Raw genomic sequence first — 18,231 nt, forward strand, 5'->3', positions numbered from 1 at the left:
ATACCCTGCCGTTGTGAGCGGCAACGTTCCCGCCTCGACCCGCACGCTGCGGGTGCTGACGTTCCTGGCCACCCAGCCCGGTCCGGTACCGATGGAGCGCATCGCCTCCGCGGTCGGCCTGCCGCGCTCGTCGACGTACCACTTGCTGCGGGCAATGATCGACGAGGGTTTCGTCACCCATCTGCCGGAGGAGAAGCGGTACGGGCTCGGGGTTGCTGCCTTCGAGATCGGGTCGGCGTACCTGCGGCACGATCCGTTGGAGCGGTTGGCGCGGCCGTTGCTGGTGCAGTTGGTGCACGAGGTGGGGCAGACGGCGCATCTCGGCGTACTGCATGGTCGGGAGCTCGTCTACCTGCTGAAAGAACAGCCCCCGCGGCCGGTCACGCTGGTCACCGACGTCGGGGTGCGTCTGCCGGCGACCCTCACCGCATCCGGGCGTGCCCTCCTCGCCGAGCTTCCGCCGGCCCAGGTGCGTGCACTCTTCCCCACGCCTGAGTCCTTCGTCCGCCGGACCGACCACGGCCCGCAAACCCTCACCCAACTCCGCCGCCTTCTGGCCGACGAGAAACGCCAGGGCTTCGCGGTCGAAGACTCTTTCATCACCCCCGGCATGGCGTCAGTCGCCAGCGCCGCCGTAGACCACGCCGGCCACCCAGCCGCCGCCATCAGTGTCACCTTCCGCACAGACGCCGTACCACCACCCGACCGCCCCCACCTGGCCCACCGAATCCGCCAGGCCGCCACCGCTCTCACCCGCCGGTTGCACGGGTAGTCCGCCGCGCTAACGACAGGAAGTAGTGCCTCAAATCGCCCGGCCGGGGAATGAGCTGAGCCTGGCGATCCCGGCCCGAACCGACCACCTCCTGTCGTTAGCGCGGACCTAACCGGCCTCGGCGGGGTGTTCCACCTGTCGGTCCCCCCACTGCGTGAGCAGACCGCGGGCTATCTCCAGGTCCTCGCGGAGGGACCGGTCGGCCAAGTCGTCCGGAAGTGCGGCCAAGGCGTCTGCCAACCACGGACCTACGGCGGCCGGGGCCAGGTCGTCGGGGGTCAGGCCGGCCAGGCGGATCGCGCGTACGGCGGTGACGAGCTCGCTGGCGAGAACCTCGCGCAGGGCATCGAGCAGCTGGGCAGTCAGTACTGCGGCCTGCGGCGCGAAGCTTGCGTGGAGCTCGGCGCCGCGGGACAGTGTCGCGGTGCCGAGCGTGGCGGGCTGTGCGGCGGACCGTACGGCGGCGAGCGCATCGTGGGCGACGTACTCGATCATCATCACGCCCGAGCTGGCCTCCGCGCCGCTGGCGAGGAAGCGGCTGAGGCCGGTGTAGTCCGGGTCGACCAGGTTCGCGACGCGGGTGGTCGAGAGGGTCGCGACGCTGTGCAGGCTGAGCCGGAGCGAGTCGAGGGCGAGCGCGATCGGCATCGCGTGCCAGTTGCCGTTGTGCAGCACGGTATCGCCGGCGACCAGCGGGTTCTCCGCGGCCGCATTGATGTCGATCCGCACACTGTTGCCCAAGGCATCGGAATGATCGACGGCGGGCCCGAGAACCTGCGCGAAAGCCCTTAATCCGAAGGGATCCTGGACACGCGCAGGTGGGAGCGGCAGGCCGTCGAGCAATCCGCGCATCCGGCGCGCGACCCGTACCTGCCCCGGCTGCGGACGAGCCTCATGCACGCGTACGTCGTACACCTCGGCGTTGCCGCGCAGGGCGACATGGGACAGCGCGCCGACCAGCGGTACGACGTTGATCAGCGTGGCGGCCTCGACGTACGCGAGGCAGCAGTCCGCGAGCGTGAGCGCATTACTGGACAGCAGCGGGAGCGCGCTGGTCCCGTCGATGACATCGCCGAGCGCGAGCCCGAGCTCCGCGAGCGGACCGAGATCGCCGGTACCGATCGCGCCGCCGCGATGCAGGTCCGGCAGGTCGTCTTCGTTGAGCAGACCCACGATCGCGTCGGCCACCGCCGGGTCGAGCCCGGACCCGCCCGCGGCCAGCTGGTTGACCCGGATCAGCAGCCCGAGCCGGACGACATCCTTCGGGTACGACGTCGTCCCGGTCGTGCTGTGCGACCCGAGCAGGCGCGCGCCATGCTCCGGGTCGGACGTGAGCACGTCGCGGTTGGCGCCGACACCGGTCGTCCGCCCGTACACCGGCCGCCGACCCGCGACCTCGGCCACCACCACGGCCGACGCCTCCATCCGCTTCCGCGCGACATCGCCCAGCCGAACCGCCGTACGCCGCTGCCCGAGCGCGACCGCTTCCAGCGGGCTCAACCCGGCACCCGTCAGCTCAACCGGCTCCATCCCCACAGTGTGGAACCGCCCTGCCCGGTCGGGTAAGCGCCGCGCCCACCTAAACGTCTCGGATTCGAGACGCGCATTATCGGAGGCATGACAGTCGAGGACGAAGTACGCGCAGAAGCGGCCGAGGCGGACGCGGTGCTGATCGGCAACGACGCCGAACTGATCGCGAACTGCTGGACCGACGACTGGGTAGCCGTCGATGCCAATGGAGTCACGCCCAAGGCCGACATCATCGGCTGGATCGCGTCAGGCCGGCTGCAGCATCACAGCATGACCACCGTCGGCGGTGAGCGGATCCTCCGGGTCGGCGACACGGTCGTCCTCACCGCCCGGAAGGCGAGTACCGGCACCTGGGACGGAGCGGCGTACGAGATCGAGGAATGGATCAGCCAGATCTACGTGCGCACGGACGGGCGCTGGCTGCAGGCGTTCTGCTACAAGGCGACGGCCGCCTGAGCAAAGAACAGCCCGTCGCCCTCGGTGGGGGCGACGGGCTGTGGGAAGACCAGGGTTACTTCTGGCCGTAGCGCTTCTTGAACTTCTCCACGCGGCCCTGGGTGTCCATCACGCGCTGCTGGCCCGTGTAGAACGGGTGACTCGCGGACGAGATCTCGACGTCGACGACCGGGTAGCTGTTCCCGTCGTGCCAGACGACTGTCTCGTTGCTCTCGCGGGTCGAACCGGTGAGGAAGCTGAAGTTGCCGGACTTGTCCCGGAAGACGACCCGGCGGTAGTCGGGGTGAATGTCCTTCTTCATGCGGCAGTACTTCCTTCCAGATAAGGGGCGAACGGGTCGGTCAGGGGGTGGACCGCTTCATCCGCACGCAGGACACAACCGTCGAGGAGGTCGGTTAATTCCCGCAGCTCCAGACCAGGGCCGGTGATCGACAGGTACGACGCGCGGTCGCCGTACTCCGGGTGCCACTCGAGGGCGGACCGGGCCTGGTGCTGCTGCCCTACCGCAGGCCAGCGGTCGGCCGGGAGGTCGGCCAGCCACGGGCCGAGCACACCGATGGAGATGTTCGTCCCGAAGCTGTCCCAGCTGAGCCGGTTGCGATGCTGGGTCGCGATCCACAACGTCCCGCGGCCGCGAGCGGATCCGGCGACCAGGTCCTCGAGGGCGTCGTACAAGCGCTCCGGATGAAACGGTCGATCGGATTGCCAGACCAGCGTCGGCACCTCGCCGTCCGCGGGCGCCGCGATCGAACCGGGCTCGACGACGGTCCCAGGAGTATGCAGCCGTACGCCGAGCAGACCGGCCGGTGTGGTCTTGATCAGCAGCCGTGGATTGATCGCCTGGACCAGCGCAGCAGGATCCTCACCGCTCAGCACCGCCGCATCCGCCGACTCCAGTTGCCGTACGACGACCTCGGCGATGGCGCGACCGTCCTCGACCGCGGTCGGGATGCCACGGTCCCGGATCAGCTCTTCGCCGGTCAGGTCAGCGACCACGGTGGCGGCATCGACGGTAGTGACGACCGCGTCGATGCGGAGGTCGTCGGCCGTCGCGAGCTCGGCCGCGATCGCCTGGGTGTCGCCGGCGGCGGGGACGTTCACGATCGCCGCGCCGTACCGCTCGATGGCCGCGATGCTGGAGAGCAGTTGGACGAGGGAGCCGCGCATCGCGCAGGAGACGCACGGGTGGTCCATGTTGATCACCTCGCGGTCGATCACGCCGGTCGCAGTACGGGCGATGCGGACGACGGAGCCTGCACTCAGGCCGCTCACGTCGTACTCCACCAGGACGCCCGTCGGGCCGGCGGCTGCCAGCAGATTCCCCGCGACGGCGCCGCGGAACCCCTCGTCGAGGCCCGTCAGCAAGGTCACCGGCAGCATCGATTCTCCCATCTTATTGAAAACGATAACCACTACAAAGTACCCTGCCGGTCGGAATAGCCGCCACCCGGCCGGCGTTCAAGTCGGTGTGGGTCACCCGCCAGGTGATCCGGGAAAGGACAGCATGGCCAAGCGCAACGACCTCCGCCCCATCATCAAGCTCCGCAGCACCGCAGGCACCGGCTTCACCTATGTAACGCGGAAGAACCGCCGGAACAATCCCGACCGGCTGATCATCCGCAAGTACGACCCGAAGACCCGGGCCCACGTCGACTTCCGCGAAGAGCGCTAAATGGCATGACAAAGCCCCCCGCCGCAGCGGGGGGCTTTGGTGTTTCTACAGGCGGTTGTAGGCCTTCAGCGTCCGGAGGGCGCCGACGGTCACGACGCCCCGGTACTCCAGGGTGGCCGCGGGGCCGGGCGGTTCCCAGGTGATGGCCCAGCCGCCGTCGTCCTGCTGGTCGGCGATCAGCCGGTCCAGGTGCGCCTCGAGCTGCTCGTCGGTGAACAGCTGCTTCCAGAAGCTGTCCGGCGTCGGCGCGAGGTGCAGCGGCGTCACGCCGTACGCCGGATCCGCGGCGTCGGCGCGGAACCACTGAAGTTTGGGCAGCCAGTCCCGGACTCGATCGACGTCGACATCCTCGGTGTGCTCCAGGAACTCCAACGCCTCGTGCATCCCATGGGCGTCCTCGGGGAACTCCTTCGCCAGCTCCGCCGCGCACCAGGCGCCGGCCTTGTCGCGCCACGGGTGCTCGACACCGAGCGTGTACAGCCGGCCGACCAAGCCCGCGGTGGGGTTGATGCCGGGCTGGTAGGTCCACTCGGTGATGTGCTCGGCGCGCGGGTAGCCCTCCACCGCCGGCCCGCACAGCGGGACCGCACCATCATCGTTGGCGAGCTGAGCCAGCCAATCAGTCGCCCGCCGGACCATCTCGTCGTCCCGAGTGTCAGCCGCGATCAGTGTGCTGAACGCGACCTCCACGTCAAGCGGCAAGCTGTCCGGACACCGCTTGTCCGGCTCCAGCCCCCACCCGAAGCCCCCGTCGGCGTTCTGGAACCCGCGCAGCGCGTCGACCACGCCCTGCGGATCAGCGCCCTCGAAAACCGTGGCGAAGAGCCGACGCTCGAGCAGCCGAGCGTCCCGCCGTACAAAGTCCCGACCTGCCGTGAAGATGTCCATGCACCTACCCTCCCGCAGATCCCGCCGGAGGTCTTGAACGAAACGGACACGCTCAGGGTTCGAAGCGGTAGCCCATGCCCGGTTCGGTGAGGAGGTGTTTGGGCCGGGCCGGGTCGGTCTCGAGTTTGCGGCGGAGTTGGCCCATGTAGAAGCGGAGGTTGCCGCTCGCGGTCTCGTAGCCGGGGCCCCAGACCTCGGTGAGGAGCTGGCGTTGGGACATCAGCTTGCCGGGGTTGCGGACCAGGACCTCGAGCAGGTGCCACTCGGTCGGGGTGAGGCGGATGTCTTCGCCGTTCTCCAGCGTCACGCGCTTCGCGGCCAGGTCTACCACCGCGCCTCCGACCGTCACCACCGGCTGGTCCTGGGCGATGTTGCTCCGTCGCAGTACCGCGCGCATGCGGGCCAGGAGCTCGTCGATCCCGAAGGGTTTGGTCACGTAGTCGTCCGCTCCGGCATCCAGCGCCTCGACCTTGTCTGTCTGGTCGGTCCGCCCGGACAGCACCAGGATCGGCGCGTCGGTCCAGCCGCGCAGCCCGCGGATCACGTCCACGCCGTCGAAGTCCGGCAACCCGAGGTCGAGGATCACCAGCTCGGGCGGATGTTGCGCGGCGACCTTCAACGCCGACGTACCGGTACCGGCCAGATGCACCTCGTACCCGCGCGCCTTCAGGTTGATCTGCAACGCCCGCACAATCTGCGGCTCGTCATCGACCACCAGAACTCTGGTCACTCCTGCTCCGATCTTTCGCGTGCTCCCGGGACCGGGGCGTCGGTCGGGCGGAGGGTGGCGGTCGGCATGGTGACCACCATGGTCAGTCCACCGCCCGGGGTGTCCTCGGGCAGCAGCGTGCCGTGCATTGCCTCGGCGAGGCCGCGGGCGAGCGCCAGCCCCAGCCCGACGCCGACCGTGTTGTCGGTGTCGCCGAGGCGCTGGAAGGGCGCGAACATCCGGTTCCGGTCCTCGCGCGGGATCCCCGGCCCCCGGTCGATCACCCGGACCTCGACGATGTCGCCGAGAGCGCTTCCCGTGATCAGCGGCGGACGGCCGGGAGGCGAGTAGCGGATCGCGTTCGCCAGCAGGTTCGCGACCACGCGCTCCAGCAGCGCAGGATCCGCCTCGACCAGCGGCAAGGTGTGCGGGATGTCGACCGTCACCTGGTCGGCGTCGTCACCCAGCTCGGCCAGTACGCCGGGCATGATCTCGTCCAGCGCCATCGGCCGCGTGAACACCGGCAGTACTCCGGCCTGCAGCCGACTGAGGTCGAGCAGGTTGTCCACCAACCGCGACAACCGATCCAGAGACTCGTCCGCCGTCTCCAGCAGCTCTTCCCGCTCCGACTCGCTCCACTCGACGTCGTCGCTACGCAGCGAAGTCACGGATGCCTTCGCCGACGCCAGCGGCGACCGCAGGTCATGGCCGACCGCGCGCAACAACGCAGTACGCAGCTTGTCGGCCTCGGCGAGCGGCTTCGCCTCAGCAGCGGCCTCGCTCAACCGGGCGCGGTCGACCAACGCCGCGGCGTGGGCCGCGAACGCTCCGACCAGTCGCCGCTCGTCGGCCTCCAGTTGATGACCCTGCAGCACCAGAACCAGATCGTCCCGCGCGGGGATCTCCGCGTCGGCCTCCTCCGGACGGGTGCAGGTCGGGGAGCCGGCCGAGGCCAGCGGTCGCCAGACCTCGGTCAGCTCGTCGTCGTCCACACGTTCCATCAGACAGGCCCCGGTCATGCCGAAGGCCTCGCGCACTCGTTCGAGCAGCGCGGGCAGGGCTGTCTCTCCCCGTAGTACCGATCCGGCCAAAGTCGCCAACGTCTCCGATTCCGCGGCCGCCCGGGCCGCCTGCCTGGTACGTCGTGCGGCCCGGTCGACGACCGAGCTCACCATCGCCGCGACCAGGATGAAGATCACCAGCGCCAGCGCGTTGTTCAGCTCGGCGATCGTGAACGTCCGCCTCGGCGGGGTGAAGAACCAGTTCAGGACCAGCGACCCGCCGATCGCGGTCACCATCGCCGGCCACATCCCGCCGACCAGCGCGACCACGACAACCGCCAGCAGGAACGCCAGCACGTTGCTGGTCAGGTTCAGCGTGTCACCGCCCAGCCCGAGCACCAGCGCGAGCACCGGCGGCAGCACGATCGACAGGACGAAGCCCTCGATCTTCCGGCGCCGGGACAGACTCCCCCGCAACCGCGGCAGCCGCCCACGACCCATGAACGAGTGCGTGACGATGTGTACGTCGATATCGCCCGAATCGCGGATCGTGCTGGCGCCGATCCCCGGACCGGTGAACAGCGAGCCGATCCGCGACCGCCGACTGCCTCCGAGCACCAACTGCGTGGCGTTCTCGGCCTTCGCGAACGTGAGCAGGGCGGTCGGGATGTCGTCACCGACCACCTGGTGATAGGTCCCGCCGAGCTTCTCGACCAGATTGCGCTGCTCCGCCAGCTTGCTCGGGTTCGCGCCGGTCAGGCCATCGGACCGCGCCACGTGTACGGCGAGCAGGTCCCCGCCGGACGACCGGGCGGCGATCCGGGCAGCGCGCCGGATCAGCGTCTCGCCCTCGGGCCCGCCGGTGAGCGCGACGACGACCCGCTCCCGGGCCTCCCAGGTCGAGTCGATGTCGTGCTCCTGCCGGTACTGCTGCAGGCCCGCATCCACCCGATCGGCCAGCCACAGCAGGGCCAACTCACGCAGGGCGGACAGGTTGCCGACCCGGAAGTAGTTGCCCAGGGCAGCGTCGATCTTGTCTGCGGCGTACACGTTGCCGTGCGCCATCCGCCGCCGCAGCGCCTCCGGTGTCATATCGACCAGCTCGATCTGGTCCGCGGCCCGGACCACCCGGTCCGGGACCGTTTCCTGCTGCGGTACGCCGGTGATCTTCTCGACCACGTCGTTGATCGACTCGAGGTGCTGGATGTTGACCGCCGAGATCACGTCGATCCCGGCGGCCAGCAGCTCCTCGATGTCCTGCCAGCGCTTCTCGTTCCGGCTGCCCGGGACGTTGGTGTGCGCGAGCTCGTCGACCAGCGCGACCTCCGGCCGCCGGGCAAGTACCGCGTCGATGTCCAGCTCGGTAAAGCTCGCACCGCGGTAGTCGATGATCCGTCGCGGGACCAGCTCGAGTCCGGTGAGCATCTCCGCGGTGTGTTCACGGCCGTGGGTCTCGACGAATCCGACCACCACGTCGGTGCCCCGGGCGAGGCGCCGTTGCCCCTCGCCCAGCATCTTGTACGTCTTCCCGACACCAGGCGCGGCGCCCAGATAGATCCGCAGATGCCCGCGGCCGTTCTTACTCATACCTCCATGCTCTCAGTTCAGCCCAGCGCAGCCAGTGCGTTGTTGAGCGTGACAACGTTGACGGCCGGCTCACCGAGGAAGCCCAGCGTGCGGCCCTTCGTGTTCTCCTTGACCAGTTGCTTGACCTGATCCACTGACAGGCCCCGCTCACGGGCGACCCGGTTGACCTGCAGAGCGGCGTACGCCGGGCTGATCGCAGGGTCGAGGCCGCTGCCGCTCGCGGTGACCGCGTCCGGCGGCACCTGCGACGGGTCGACGCCCTCGAGCTTGGCGACATCCTGCCGGCGCTGCTCGATCAGCTTGACCAGGTCCGGGTTGTTCGGCCCGTACTGCGAGGCCGAGCTGCCCATCCCGTCGTAGTCGACCGCCGACGGCCGGGTCTGGAACCACTTCGGGACCGCGACCATGATCGCGTTGCCGTCGGCATCCTTCTTGCCGGTGTCCATCGTGTACGCCTGACCGATCAGGTCGGAGGCGACGTCCTTGCCATTGACCTTGACGATCGAGCCGTTCGCGTTGCTGTGGAACACGGCCTGGGCGACGCCGGTCATCACCAGCGGGTAGACGATCCCGAGGATCGCCGTGAACACGAGCAGCGCCCGCAGCGCCACCCCGAACTGCCGGACCGAGCCGGGCAGATTGCTTGCCATGAACAACTAGCCTTTCACCGTAGACCGGGGATCAAGGAGATCACCAGGTCCAGGAGTTTGATTCCGACGAACGGGCTGATCAGACCGCCGACGCCGTAGATCAGCAGGTTCCGGCGCAGCATCGCCGAGGCCGACGACGGCTTGTACCGGACCCCGCGCAGCGCCAGCGGCACCAGGGCCACGATCACCAGCGCGTTGAACACGATGGCGGACACGATCGCCGACTCCGGCGAGTGCAGCCCCATGATGTTCAGCTTGTCCAGCCCCGGGTACGCCGAGGCGAACAGCGCGGGCAGGATCGCGAAGTACTTGGCCACGTCGTTCGCGATCGAGAACGTGGTCAGCGATCCGCGGGTGATCAGCAACTGCTTGCCGATCTCAACGATCTCGATCAGCTTGGTCGGGTTCGAGTCGAGGTCGACCATGTTGCCGGCCTCCTTGGCGGCCGACGTACCGGAGTTCATCGCCACGCCGACATCGGCCTGGGCCAGCGCCGGCGCGTCGTTGGTACCGTCACCGGTCATCGCGACCAGGGGACCGCCCTCCTGCTCCTTCTTGATCAGCGCCATCTTGTCCTCGGGCGTCGCCTCGGCCAGGAAGTCGTCGACCCCGGCCTCCTCGGCGATCGCCTTCGCGGTCAGCTGGTTGTCACCGGTGATCATCACGGTCCGGATGCCCATCGCGCGCATCTGGTCGAACCGCTCCCGCATACCTTCCTTGACCACGTCCTTGAGGTGGATGACGCCGAGCGGACGAGCCGTGCCGTTGATGCTCTCGGCAACGACCAGCGGCGTACCGCCGGAGGCCGAGATGCCGTCGACGATCTCGCCGAGCTGCGGGTCCGTCTGTCCGCCGTGCTGCTGGATCCACGCGTTGACCGCACCGGCCGCGCCCTTGCGGACCTGCCGGTCGTCCACGTCCACGCCGCTCATCCGGGTCTGCGCGGTGAACTCCACGAAGGTTGCGTGCGGCAACTCTCCGGTGTGGCGCTCGCGCAGTCCGTACCCGGTCTTCGCCAGTACGACGATCGACCGGCCTTCCGGCGTCTCGTCGGCCAGGCTGGACAGCTGCGCCGCATCCGCGAGCTCGGTGTCGGTGACGCCCTTGACCGGGATGAACTCCGCGGCCTGCCGGTTGCCCAGCGTGATGGTGCCGGTCTTGTCCAGCAGCAGCGTGTTCACGTCGCCCGCGGCCTCGACGGCCCGTCCGGACATCGCCAGTACGTTGCGCTGCACCAGCCGGTCCATGCCGGCGATGCCGATCGCGGACAGCAGGGCGCCGATTGTGGTCGGGATCAGGCAGACCAGCAGGGCTGTCAGGATCACGATGTTGAGGTTGACACCGGCGTAGTTCGCGAACGTCGGCAGCGTCACGGTCGCGATCAAGAACACGATCGTGAGGCTGGCCAGCAGGATGTTCAGCGCGATCTCGTTCGGCGTCTTCTGCCGTGACGCCCCCTCGACGAGCGCGATCATCCGATCGATGAAGCTCTCGCCGGGCTTGGTGGTGATCTTCACGACGATCCGGTCCGACAGCACCTTGGTGCCGCCGGTGACCGCGCTCCGGTCACCGCCGGACTCACGGATGACCGGGGCCGACTCGCCGGTGATCGCCGACTCGTCGACGCTCGCCACACCCTCGACGACGTCGCCGTCGCCGGGAATGATCTGCCCGGCCTCGACCACTACCAGGTCACCGAGCTGCAATGCGGTGGCAGGAACCTCCTCCTCGCGGTCGCCTACCAGCCGGCGCGCGGTCGTCTCGGTCTTGGCCCGGCGCAGCGTCTCGGCCTGGGCCTTGCCCCGGCCTTCCGCGACAGCCTCGGCCAGGTTGGCGAAGATCACTGTCAGCCAGAGCCAGACCACGATCCACCAGACGAACACGCTCGAGTCGGTGAACGCGAAGATCGTCGATGCGACCGCGCCCACCTCGACCACGAACATGACCGGGTTCTTCACCATCACCCGCGGGTCGAGCTTGCGCAGCGCGTCGGGCAGAGCGGTGAGCAGCATCTTCGGGTCGAACAGACCCGAAGATGCTCTCTTCGAGGGAGTTGCCGCCGGCTGGGGTGCGGGCGGCCTTACGAGCGTGGTCACAGTCCCTCCGCGAGGGGTCCAAGAGTCAGTGCAGGGAAGTAGGTCAGGCCGGTCACGATCAGGACGGTGCCGACTAGCAGCGTCACGAACAGGGCCTTGTGGGTGGGCAGCGTGCCCTGGGTCACCGGTACCGGCTGCTGCTGGGCGAGCGAACCGGCCAGCGCGAGCGCGAACACGATCGGGACGAACCGGCCGAGCAACATCACCAGCCCGAGAGCCGTGTTGTAGAACGGGATGTTCGCGCTGAGACCGCCGAACGCGCTGCCGTTGTTGTTACCGGCCGAGGTGAACGCGTACAGCACTTCGGAGAACCCGTGCGGGCTGTCGGTGTTGAAGATCGACGCCCGTGCCACCGCTAGTCCCATCGCCAGCGAGGCGCCGATCAGTACGACGGTCGGCGTCGTCAGGATGTACAGCGAGACCAGCTTCATCTCGCGCGCGGTGATCTTCTTCTTCAGGTACTCCGGGGTACGTCCGACCATCAGGCCCGCGACGAACACCGCCAGTACGGCGAGGATGAGCATGCCGTACAGACCCGTTCCGGTACCGCCCGGTGAGACTTCGCCGAGCATCATGTGGAACAGCGCCGTACCGCCGCCGAGCGGGGTGAACGAGTCGTGCGCCGAGTTCACCGCGCCGGTCGACGTACCTGTCGTCGACGTCGCGAACAGCGCCGAGGCCCATTCGCCGAAGCGGGTCTCCTTGCCCTCCATCGCAGCGCCCGCGGCTTGGGTTGCCGTACCGGCGCCCTGGTTCTCGAAGAACGTCGCGGCGAAGGTGAAGGCCGCCCAGAGCGTGCCCATCACGCCGAGGATCGCGTAGCCCTGCCGCTTGTCCTTGACCATCAGGCCGAAGGTGCGGGTCAGCGCGACCGGGATGACGAGCTCGAGGAAGATCTCGAACAGGTTCGACAGACCGTTCGGGTTCTCGAACGGGTGCGCGGAGTTGGCGTTGTAGAAGCCGCCGCCGTTGGTGCCGAGCTCCTTGATGACCTCCTGGCTGGCCACCGGACCGCCGGGGATGGTCTGGGTCTGGCCGATCACCGAGGTGACCTCGTGCCCGCCGGAGAAGTTCTGTACGACGCCCATCGCGACCAGCGCGAGCGTGCCGAGAACCGCGATCGGCAGCAGGATCCGCAGCGTGGTCCGGGTCAGGTCGACCCAGAAGTTGCCGATCCGGTCGGTCTTGGCCCGGGCGAACCCGCGGATCAGCGCGACCGCGACGGCGATGCCGACGGCTGCGGACAGGAAGTTCTGTACTGCGAGGCCGGCGAACTGGACCAGGTGGCCCATCGTCACCTCGGGCGAGTACGACTGCCAGTTGGTGTTCGCGACGAACGAGGCGGCGGTGTTGAACGCCAGCCCGGACGGCACGTTCGGCAGGCCCAGTGACAGCGGCAGCCAGTGCTGCAGCCGCTGCAAGAGATACAGCAGGATCAGGCTCAGGGCGGAGAAGGCGATCAGCGACCGGGCGTAGACGCCCCAGGTCTGGTCGGCCTTCGAGTCGACGCCGAACAGCTTGTAGGTCACGCGCTCGACGCGCAGGTCCTTGTCGGACGTGAAGACCCGAGCCATGTACCCGCCCAGCGGCCGGTAGACGGCGGCCAGGCACAGGAGGAGGAAGCCGACCTGCAACAGGCCGGCCGCGGTGTCTGACATCAGAACCTCTCGGGGAAGATCAGGGCGGCGACCAGGTAGAGGACCAGAGCGGCGGCTACCACCAGGCCGGCAATGTTCTCGGCGCTCACAGCTTCTCCACTCCTCGCAGCGCGAGCCAGACGGCCGCGAACACGACGACGGTGACTGCGAGATAGATGACGTCACCCATGACGGCACGACCTCGCGGTGAAAGTACTCATAGGTTCACTGCACACCGCTAGCTGCCCGGTCAGGAGGGTTCTCGCAGGCCTCTCACACCCGCCGACGGACCTCTCACAGGCTTCTCACATACTTACGGCTGGCATCCCCACCGACAGACAAGGGAAGATCCCGCACGTGACTGAACTGGACACCCCCGCCCCCGCCGAGCAGTTCTTCTCCGCGGAGACCCGGGCCGCGCTGGCCGACGCCAGCCAGAAGCTGGCCGAGCGCCTGCTGGCCCACACCGAGGCGCTGCTGGCGATGACCGGCGACGAGGACAACTCCGAGCTCTTCGACCACAACGCCGCGCTCGAAGGCGTGGTCGAGGACTGGAACGAGGCCGTCTTCGAGCACACCGGGACAACGCCGCTGCTGCTGGACGAGCCGGACGACGACGAGGACGAGGAAGACGTCGAGCCGGACCAGGTGATCAGTGTGGTGTCGCGCTTCGACCTCCGCGTGGTCGACCTGGACGCGCTGCTGGAGGCCGGCCGGGCCGCGCAGGAGCGGCACCCGGCCGAGCTGGACGAGTCCGGCGAGCGGGAGCCGGTCGACTCCGCCGAGCAGGCGATCTACGAGATCAGCCGCGAGGTCGGCGAGGCCTGGTTCGAGCTGCCCGGTATCGAGATGGTCGCCGGCGCGCGGGCGTACGTCGTACCGGAGCCGCCGTTCGAGCCGCTCGACGCCGACGCCGAGGACGTCGTCACCGAACTCATCGCCCCGAACGGCGTCGCAACCCACGCCGAGACCTGGGCCTAGGTCGTGTCCGGTGAGCCCACGCCGTAGCGACCTACACCGAGAGTTCGCCGTCCAGGACCGTGATCGCCTGGCCCTTCAGGTAGACGCGGTCGCCGGATGAGCTGACCTGTACGACCCCGCCTCGGGCGGACGCCTGGTAGCCGACCAGTTCGTTCCGTCCGAGGCGTTCACCCCAGTACGGCGCCAGACTGGTGTGCGCGCTCCCGGTCACCGGGTCCTCCGGGATCCCGCTTCCCGGCGCGAAGAACCGCGAGACGAAGTCGTACTCCGAACCCTGCGCGGTCACGATCACGCCGCGCAGCTTCTCGCGCTGGATGATCCCGGCCATCACCGCGTAGTCCGGCACCACCGCGCGGACCGTCGCCTCGTCACGGACGACGACCAGCAGGTCACGGAGCTCGCCCGCGACGTACACCTCGAGCGGCTCGACCGCCAGCGACGCGGCCAGCCCGTCCGGGGCCGGCACCTCGTACGGCCGGTTGACCGGGAAGTCCAGCGTGATCCCGTCGTCCTCGACCGTCGCGACGAGGATGCCGCTCAGGCTCGCGAACGCGACCTTTCCGGACACCTTGCCGTCCGCAGCCAGCGCGTGGGTGGTCGCCAGCGTCGCGTGCCCGCAGAGCACCTCTTCCTTCGTCGGCGTGAACCAGCGCAGATCCCAGTCCGCGTCGGCTCGCTCGGACGGCCTCGCGAAGGCGGTCTCGGCGTGGTTCATCTCGGCGGCAACGGCCTGCATCCAGGCCTCGTCCGGCCATGCCCCGGCGTCGAAGAGACACACTGCGGCCGGATTACCGCCGAACGGACGATCAGCGAACGCGTCGACAACCCTGATCCTCATAGCTCGACGCTAAACAGGACCGCAGCGGGTTTCCATAGCCATTCGGGACCGGGTGGACCGGTCAGGCCATCGCGACGGCCTCGATCTCGAGCAGCCAGTTCTCCGCGTAGATATCGGCGATCACGACCGTGAGCGCCGGGGCATGCTCGCCGAGGACCTCTTCGCGGATCTTCGCGTTCAGCGCGCGGTACTGCCGGTCGGACAGGTACGTCGTCACCTTCACCAGGTTCCGGATGCCCATCCCCGCCTCGGACAGCACCGCCAGCACGTTCCGCCAGACCATCCGGCACTGCGCCTCGAACGTCTCCGGCACCCGGCCGTGTTCGTTACCCCACGGCACCTGCCCGCTGACGAACACCATCCGCTGCGCGCCGTCGACCTGGACCCCGTGGCTGTACTTCCCCGACATCGGCAGGATCGACGGATTCAGCGGCTCGATCGCTAGATCTGACATGGATTCCCCCTCAACTTCATCAATGCTTCCCCACCCGAGTACTCCGCCATGTCTACCTTGCGGCGATTGAACCGCCTAGCCCACCCGGTCGTATCGATGGTGTTCCGCATCCCTACCGACAGGAAAGTGACATGTCACTCCGCTCCAAGGGCCGGCCGTTCGCGGTTGCCACCGCACTGGTCAGCGGCCTCGCACTTGTCACCCCGGTGGCCGCCAGCGCACACGGGTCGCACCACGCGCTCGCCGTACAACAGGTCAACCTGGTCTCGGACCAGGCGGGCAAAGCTGTCCTGACCGACCCGGACCTGGTGAACCCGTGGGGGCTGTCGCTCGGCGCGACCACCCCGCTCTGGGTGTCCAACCAAGGTACGTCGACGTCCACGCTGTACTCCGCCGCGCCCGGCTCGGACGTGGTGACCAAGTCACCGGCCGTCCGCGTGACGGTGCCGCTGCCGACCGGACAGGTGTCCAACCCGGGCACCGGGTTCCTGGTCAGCAACGCGACCACGTCCGCACCCGCGCGGTTCATCTTCGCCACGCTGACCGGGCAGATCGCGGCCTGGAACCCGACGATCAACCCGCTGATGGGCCCGGCCGACATCAAGGCGACCACCAAGGGCGCGGCGTACACCGGTCTGGCGATCTCGCCTACATCCGACCGGCTGTTCGCGGCGAACTTCGCGCAGGGCAAGGTCGATGTGTTCGACAGCGCGTTCATGCCAATGAAGCTGTCGAAGTGGGCGTTCCGGGACTTCTCGCTGCCGCGCGGGTACGCGCCGTTCAACGTGCAGACGCTGGGCGACCACATCTTCGTGACCTACGCCAAGCCCGACCCCAAGACCGGCCGCAGCCAGGCCGGACGCGGACTCGGATACGTCGACGAGTACACCGTCGACGGCAAGTTCGTCACCCGGGTCGCCTCCCGCGGCACGCTGAACGCGCCGTGGGGCCTGACGCTGGCACCCGCGACCTGGGGTGAGCCGACCGGCACGCTCCTCGTCGGCAACTTCGGCGACGGCCGGATCAACATCCTGCGGCCGAAGTCGCACGGCAGGTTCGACTTCGCCGGACAGGTCCGCAACAGCCACGGCAGGACCCTGGTGATCGACGGCCTCTGGGCCCTCCTTCCAGGCACTGCCACCACCGGCGGCACGGACACCCTTTGGTTCTCCGCCGGACCGGCCAAGGAAACGCACGGTCTCCTCGGCCAGCTCCGGATGCCGTAGGGATCAGAGAGGTTTCTCGAACCAGTGATGTGCGTAGGGCTCGGCGTTGAACGCCGAGACTTCCTTGAAGCCTGAGGAGCGGTAGAGGGCGATCGCCTCCTTCAGGTTGTGGTTGGTCTCGAGTCGTACGGCGGTTGCTCCGTGGGCAGCCGCCGTACGCTCGAGCTCCGCCAGCAGCCGGCGGCCCAGCCCGAGCCCGCGCGCATCCGGTGAGACCCACATCCGTTTGATCTCGGCCGGTTCAGCGCCGTGCAGTTTGAGCGCACCGCAGCCGACCGGCTCCGAACGCAACGTTGCCACGAGCAACAACCCGGCGGGGAGCGTCAGCTCGGCGTGGTCCGCCGAGATGCTCCGCGCCGGGTCGAACCCGGTCTCGAACCTGCGCCCGAGCTCCTCGAAGTACGCGTTCAAGCAGTACTGCGCCACCGGCAGCCGCGGATCGACGACCTCGACCCGGACCATCGAGGCCGTGAGCAACCTGGTGACCTCGTCCATCGCAGCGGTCAACTGCGCCCGCTGCCGCTCGTCGAGCGGTTCGAGGATCGATGCCGCCAAGTCATCCGACCGAGCATCGAGCACGCCCCGCTCCGCGAGCCCCTTCTTCGTCAGCCTCGCCATCCGCACCCGCGCATCCGCCGCACTCGGCTCGACCTGCACCAGCCCGGCACTCGTCAGCGACCGCAGCAACCGGCTCACATACCCGGAGTCGAGATCGAGCCGAGCGCGCAACGTCCGCACGTCACACCCGTCCGCCCCGATCTCCCACAACACCCGGTCCTCCCCCAGCGGACGACCGCGCGCCAAGTAGTCCTCCTGCAACGCCCCCACCCGCTGCGTCACCATCCGGTTGAACCGCCGCACCTCCACAACACCCATCCTCTGACTTTAGTCAGAGATCTGCTCTTTGGCCTACTCCAAACAGCAACGAACTCGACTGGACCATGTCCGGATAGCTGTCCGCCAGGCGCGCGCACTCCAGCGCCGTACGCAGCGGATCCGGCTCCTGAAGGCTGTCGGGGAGCGGACGGTCCCCGTAGTGGGCGTCGATCATCACGGTCAGCCAACCGCCCGGCCCGGTCAGGCCGTGGATCATCACGCCGCGCAGGCCGGCGTGAGTGAGCTCGGCCCGCAGCTGGGCGACGGTGTGGTAAGTCGTGTGCGCCATCCGATCGTTGCGCGGGCTGTACCCGTCGCGCAGGATGTCCGTCACCACGGCCTGCCGTTCGATCAACGTGTTGGCCAGGGTGGAGCCGATCAGATTGGCGGCCCGGTTGATCGCAACCACCGCGACGAACCCACCGAGCTTCGTCACCCGGATCGCCTCGCGCAGTGCGAGCTGCCGTTCGCCCGCCTCCCGCAGGTGATACATCGGCCCGGCCACGAACGCGGCGTCGAACTCCTCGTCCTCCCACGGCAGCCGCCGAGCATCCCCTTGTACTGCGCTGATTCCGGCATCGGTCGCCTGCTGGACGTGACGCTCGACCGGGTCGAGCAGCTCCACGTCGTACCCGCGGTGTTTCAGCCAGCTCGCATGTACGCCGGGCCCGCCGCCGATATCCGCGACCACTGCGGGAGGGGGTGGCAGGTACCTGTTCAGCAGGTCCTGTACCCGGGCCAGCTCCAACCGCCCTTTGACGGTCGACCCCAGCCGGCTCGCTTCGTCGTACCGCTCGGTGTAGTGCTCCTCGAGCTCCAAGTGCATCGTCATGACACCCAAGCCTGAACACAAAACCC

19 protein-coding genes are annotated in these 18,231 nt (G+C 68.4%); 5 read left to right on the top strand and 14 right to left on the bottom strand.

Going from position 1 to position 18,231, the window contains the following annotated elements; all coding sequences use genetic code 11:
• The first annotated feature begins 13 nt into the window (after positions 1-13).
• Complete coding sequence (locus tag EV645_RS12135; RefSeq protein WP_130442692.1) at positions 14-772, top strand: IclR family transcriptional regulator; 759 nt, start codon at positions 14-16, stop codon at positions 770-772.
• Between the two features lie 108 nt (positions 773-880).
• Here the strand turns inward: EV645_RS12135 and EV645_RS12140 are convergent, their stop codons facing one another.
• Complete coding sequence (locus tag EV645_RS12140; RefSeq protein WP_130442694.1) at positions 881-2,302, bottom strand: aromatic amino acid lyase; 1,422 nt, start codon at positions 2,300-2,302, stop codon at positions 881-883.
• Between the two features lie 87 nt (positions 2,303-2,389).
• Between EV645_RS12140 and EV645_RS12145 the strand changes: the two genes are divergently transcribed.
• Complete coding sequence (locus EV645_RS12145; RefSeq protein ID WP_130442696.1) at positions 2,390-2,758, top strand: nuclear transport factor 2 family protein; 369 nt, start codon at positions 2,390-2,392, stop codon at positions 2,756-2,758.
• A gap of 55 nt (positions 2,759-2,813) precedes the next feature.
• Here the strand turns inward: EV645_RS12145 and EV645_RS12150 are convergent, their stop codons facing one another.
• Together EV645_RS12150 and EV645_RS12155 are read right to left on the bottom strand one after the other, a co-directional pair.
• Entirely contained in the window at positions 2,814-3,059 is a 246-nt protein-coding gene (locus EV645_RS12150; protein ID WP_130442698.1) for a type B 50S ribosomal protein L31, read from the bottom strand.
• Positions 3,056-4,138 (bottom strand): GTP-binding protein, encoded by a 1,083-nt coding sequence (locus EV645_RS12155; protein WP_130442700.1) that lies wholly within the window; start codon positions 4,136-4,138, stop codon positions 3,056-3,058. Before EV645_RS12155 ends, EV645_RS12150 begins: the two co-directional genes overlap by 4 nt.
• Before the next feature lie 124 nt (positions 4,139-4,262).
• Between EV645_RS12155 and rpmG the strand changes: the two genes are divergently transcribed.
• The gene (gene rpmG / locus EV645_RS12160) at positions 4,263-4,430 is read left to right on the top strand and encodes a 50S ribosomal protein L33 (RefSeq protein ID WP_130442702.1); all 168 of its coding nucleotides are present in this window, start codon (positions 4,263-4,265) and stop codon (positions 4,428-4,430) included.
• A gap of 45 nt (positions 4,431-4,475) precedes the next feature.
• Here the strand turns inward: rpmG and EV645_RS12165 are convergent, their stop codons facing one another.
• From EV645_RS12165 to kdpF, 7 genes are read right to left on the bottom strand one after another with little or no spacing between them, the layout of a single operon-like run.
• Complete coding sequence (locus EV645_RS12165; protein WP_130442704.1) at positions 4,476-5,318, bottom strand: prenyltransferase/squalene oxidase repeat-containing protein; 843 nt, start codon at positions 5,316-5,318, stop codon at positions 4,476-4,478.
• A 52-nt stretch (positions 5,319-5,370) separates the two neighbouring features.
• Positions 5,371-6,048 (bottom strand): response regulator, encoded by a 678-nt coding sequence (locus tag EV645_RS12170; protein WP_130442706.1) that lies wholly within the window; start codon positions 6,046-6,048, stop codon positions 5,371-5,373.
• On the bottom strand, positions 6,045-8,615 hold the full coding sequence (locus EV645_RS12175; protein WP_130442708.1) for a sensor histidine kinase: 2,571 nt from the start codon (positions 8,613-8,615) through the stop codon (positions 6,045-6,047). Before EV645_RS12175 ends, EV645_RS12170 begins: the two co-directional genes overlap by 4 nt.
• Positions 8,616-8,632: 17 nt before the next feature.
• Positions 8,633-9,265, bottom strand: coding sequence for a K(+)-transporting ATPase subunit C (kdpC, locus tag EV645_RS12180; RefSeq protein ID WP_130442710.1), 633 nt, complete (start codon positions 9,263-9,265; stop codon positions 8,633-8,635).
• A gap of 14 nt (positions 9,266-9,279) precedes the next feature.
• A complete protein-coding gene (gene kdpB / locus EV645_RS12185) occupies positions 9,280-11,361 on the bottom strand; it encodes a potassium-transporting ATPase subunit KdpB (protein ID WP_130442712.1) in 2,082 nt (693 codons plus the stop codon).
• Positions 11,358-13,019 carry a potassium-transporting ATPase subunit KdpA gene (gene kdpA / locus EV645_RS12190; RefSeq protein WP_130442713.1) on the bottom strand — a complete coding sequence of 554 codons (1,662 nt, stop codon included), beginning with the start codon at positions 13,017-13,019 and terminating at the stop codon, positions 11,358-11,360. The genes kdpB and kdpA overlap by 4 nt, the downstream gene beginning before the upstream one ends.
• Complete coding sequence (gene kdpF / locus EV645_RS12195) at positions 13,019-13,108, bottom strand: K(+)-transporting ATPase subunit F (RefSeq protein WP_130442715.1); 90 nt, start codon at positions 13,106-13,108, stop codon at positions 13,019-13,021. The genes kdpA and kdpF overlap by 1 nt, the downstream gene beginning before the upstream one ends.
• 247 nt (positions 13,109-13,355) lie before the next feature.
• On the opposite strand from kdpF, the gene EV645_RS12200 reads away from it, so the two are divergent.
• Positions 13,356-13,979: a hypothetical protein gene (locus EV645_RS12200; RefSeq protein WP_130442717.1), complete on the top strand. Its 624-nt coding sequence runs from the start codon at positions 13,356-13,358 to the stop codon at positions 13,977-13,979.
• Between the two features lie 31 nt (positions 13,980-14,010).
• On the opposite strand, the gene EV645_RS12205 is transcribed toward EV645_RS12200, so the two are convergent.
• Both EV645_RS12205 and EV645_RS12210 read right to left on the bottom strand, forming a co-directional pair.
• Positions 14,011-14,817, bottom strand: coding sequence for a PhzF family phenazine biosynthesis protein (locus tag EV645_RS12205; protein ID WP_130442719.1), 807 nt, complete (start codon positions 14,815-14,817; stop codon positions 14,011-14,013).
• Positions 14,818-14,878: 61 nt separating this feature from the next.
• A complete protein-coding gene (locus EV645_RS12210; RefSeq protein WP_130442721.1) occupies positions 14,879-15,271 on the bottom strand; it encodes a RidA family protein in 393 nt (130 codons plus the stop codon).
• A 131-nt stretch (positions 15,272-15,402) separates the two neighbouring features.
• Between EV645_RS12210 and EV645_RS12215 the strand changes: the two genes are divergently transcribed.
• Entirely contained in the window at positions 15,403-16,497 is a 1,095-nt protein-coding gene (locus EV645_RS12215; protein ID WP_130442723.1) for a TIGR03118 family protein, read from the top strand.
• A 3-nt stretch (positions 16,498-16,500) separates the two neighbouring features.
• Here the strand turns inward: EV645_RS12215 and EV645_RS12220 are convergent, their stop codons facing one another.
• Both EV645_RS12220 and EV645_RS12225 read right to left on the bottom strand, forming a co-directional pair.
• Positions 16,501-17,373 carry a helix-turn-helix domain-containing GNAT family N-acetyltransferase gene (locus EV645_RS12220; protein WP_130442725.1) on the bottom strand — a complete coding sequence of 291 codons (873 nt, stop codon included), beginning with the start codon at positions 17,371-17,373 and terminating at the stop codon, positions 16,501-16,503.
• 13 nt (positions 17,374-17,386) lie between these two features.
• Positions 17,387-18,205, bottom strand: coding sequence for a class I SAM-dependent methyltransferase (locus tag EV645_RS12225; RefSeq protein WP_130442727.1), 819 nt, complete (start codon positions 18,203-18,205; stop codon positions 17,387-17,389).
• Positions 18,206-18,231: the final 26 nt, after the last annotated feature.

The sequence above is a fragment of the Kribbella rubisoli genome (assembly GCF_004217145.1).
Classification (GTDB): Bacteria; Actinomycetota; Actinomycetes; order Propionibacteriales; family Kribbellaceae; genus Kribbella; species Kribbella rubisoli.